Below are 2,754 nucleotides of genomic sequence, written 5' to 3'. Positions count from 1 at the left end.
CGCCCCGGACCTTCAACAATACCCCCAGGGGTATAAATCCCCGGCGTCTGCCTGTTCGGCGGCCGACCGGGGCACTCCGGATCCCCTGCCCGGTTCCGCCTCCGGGATGCGGTGCCGGCCCCCGATAGCCTGCCGGGTATGACGCAGCAGCTGGAACCGATGCCCGCCGACTGGCAGCGGGCCCTGGCGGTCGTGGCCCATCCCGACGATCTGGAGTACGGCTGCGCGGCGGCCGTCGCGGGCTGGACCGACGAGGGCCGCGAGGTCACCTACCTCCTGGCGAGCAGGGGGGAGGCCGGAATCGACACCATCCCCCCGGAGGAATGCGCGCCCTTGCGGGAGCGGGAACAACGGGCGAGCGCCGCCGTTGTCGGCGTCCACGCCGTGGAGTTCCTCGACCACCGAGACGGGGTGATCGAGTACGGTACGGCGCTGCGCCGTGACATCGCGGCGGCGATCCGCCGGCACCGGCCCGAACTGGTCATCACCCTCAACCACCGGGACACCTGGGGCGGCGCCGCCTGGAACACCCCCGACCACCGGGCGGTCGGCCGCGCCACCCTGGACGCCGCAGGCGACGCCGGCAACCGGTGGATCTTCCCCGAGCTGACCGAGCGGGGGCAGGCGCCCTGGGACGGCGTGCGCTGGGTCGCCGTCGCGGGCACCGACCGGCCCACCCACGCGGTCGACGCGACCGCCGGCTTCGAACGGTCGGTGCGCTCGCTCCTGGCCCACCGCACGTACATCGAGGTCCTGACGGACGAGGATCCGGAGGCGTACTGCCGGACCTTCCTGGCCGGCACGACCGGGGCGGTCGCCGAACGCTTCGGCGGCCGCCCGGCCGTCGCCTTCGAGGTCTTCGCGCGCTGAGGCCGGGCGGGAGCCGTCCGTACGCACGGACGGAGCGGTCCGTCCACGCCCGGCCCCCGGCGCACCCCCTCACCGCGCCGGGGCGTGTCGCCGGGGCGTGCGTTCCGGCGTGGCAGGACCAGGAGGCCGAGCGTCGCCCGCCGCCCCGAGGCTGCTCGCCGTGGCGACCCCGGGGCACGAGCCGATGCCGGAATTGACAAAGTGACTTGCTGATTCTGCAATGGGTGGATGAAGGACAAGAGTCAGGACGACCCCGAGCTCGACGCCGTACTCACCGGAGTCGGCCCCCGGCTGCGCCGGCTGCGCAAGGATCGCGGGGTGACCCTCGCCGCGCTCGCCGAGGCCACGGGTATCTCCGTCTCCACGCTCTCCCGGCTGGAGTCCGGCGGCCGGCGGCCCAGCCTGGAACTGCTGCTGCCCATCGCCCGCGCCCACGAGGTGCCGCTCGACGACCTGGTGGGGGCGCCGCCCCCCGGGGATCCGCGGGTCAGGGCCAAGCCCATCGTGCAGGGCGGCAAGACCTCGCTGCCGCTGACCGGCAGGCCCGGCGGCCTTCAGGCGTACAAGATCATTCATGAGAAGAAGGGCAACGACACCTGCGAGCAGCGCACCCACGAGGGGTACGAGTGGCTCTACGTGCTTTCGGGGCGGCTGCGGCTGCTCCTCGCCGAGCACGATCTGGTCCTGGGACCCGGGGAGGCCGCCGAGTTCGACACCAGGCTGCCGCACTGGTTCGGCCCGGCGGGGGACGAGCCCGCCGAATACCTGAGCCTCTTCGGCCCGCAGGGGGAGCGCATGCACGTACGGGCCAGGCCGAAGCGGTCCTGACGGCGTGGGGTCGCGGCGAAGGTGTTCCCAGGGAAGCAAGCGACCGCTTAGTATGCGCCGGAGCAGTGGTAACGCCGACGGTCTTGGAGGCCCCTCATGCAGGCATGGCGAGTGCACCGGAACGGCGAGCCGGGCGAGGTGATGGTGCTCGAAGAGACGGAACGGCCCACCCCCGGCCCGGGGCAGGCGCTGCTCAAGGTGCGCGCGGCGGACATCAACTTCCCCGACGCGCTGCTCTGCCGCGGCCAGTACCAGGTCAGGCCCCCGCTTCCCTTCACCCCCGGCGTGGAGGTCTGCGGCGAGACGGAGGACGGCCGACGGGTACTCGCCACCCCGGCCCTGCCGCACGGCGGTCTCGCCCAGTACGTCGTGGCCGACGAGGCGGCCCTGCTGCCCGCTCCCGAGGCGCTGGACGACGCGGAGGCAGCCGCCCTGCACATCGGCTACCAGACGGGCTGGTTCGGGCTGCACCGCCGGGCCCGTCTGCAACCCGGCGAGACGCTCCTCGTGCACGCGGCGGCGGGTGGCGTGGGCAGCGCGGCCGTCCAGCTCGGCAAGGCCGCCGGCGCCACGGTGATCGGGGTCGTCGGGGGACCGGAGAAGGCGGCGATCGCCGGCGGCCTGGGATGCGACCTGGTCATCGACCGGCGTAGCGAGGACATCGTCGCGGCGGTGAAGGAGGCCACGGGTGGACGCGGCGCGGACGTCGTCTACGACCCGGTCGGCGGGGACGCCTACGCCAAGTCCGTCAAGTGCATCGCGTTCGAGGGACGGGTGGTGGTCGTCGGCTTCGCGAGCGGGGCCATCCCCACTCCGGCCCTGAACCACGCCCTGGTGAAGAACTACTCGATCGTCGGCCTCCACTGGGGCCTGTACAACACGAAGGACCCGGCCGCGGTCCGCGACTGCCACGACGAGCTCACCCGGCTCGCCGCCCAAGGCGTCGTCAAGCCCCTGGTCAGCGAACGCGTCCCGATGGCCGAGGCCGCACGCGCCGTCCAGCGGGTCGCCGACGGCGCCAGCACCGGCCGCATCGTCGTCCTGCCGGACGGGAGC

3 protein-coding genes are annotated in these 2,754 nt (G+C 73.4%); all 3 read left to right on the top strand.

Features of this window, described 5'->3' with window-relative positions; translation table 11 throughout:
- Positions 1-138: 138 nt before the first annotated feature.
- On the top strand, positions 139-870 hold the full coding sequence (locus tag IH13_RS0104840) for a PIG-L deacetylase family protein (protein WP_031081282.1): 732 nt from the start codon (positions 139-141) through the stop codon (positions 868-870).
- A 228-nt stretch (positions 871-1,098) separates the two neighbouring features.
- Positions 1,099-1,698: a helix-turn-helix domain-containing protein gene (locus IH13_RS0104835; RefSeq protein ID WP_031081280.1), complete on the top strand. Its 600-nt coding sequence runs from the start codon at positions 1,099-1,101 to the stop codon at positions 1,696-1,698.
- A 96-nt stretch (positions 1,699-1,794) separates the two neighbouring features.
- Positions 1,795-2,754: NADPH:quinone oxidoreductase family protein (locus IH13_RS0104830; protein WP_031081278.1), on the top strand; the 960-nt coding region annotated here is incomplete at its 3' end.

The organism is Streptomyces sp. NRRL WC-3549 (genome assembly GCF_000721935.1).
In the GTDB taxonomy this organism is placed as follows: domain Bacteria; phylum Actinomycetota; class Actinomycetes; order Streptomycetales; family Streptomycetaceae; genus Streptomyces.
The sequence above is the reverse complement of the archived record's forward strand: the minus strand, read 5'-3'. Positions and strand labels throughout refer to the sequence as shown.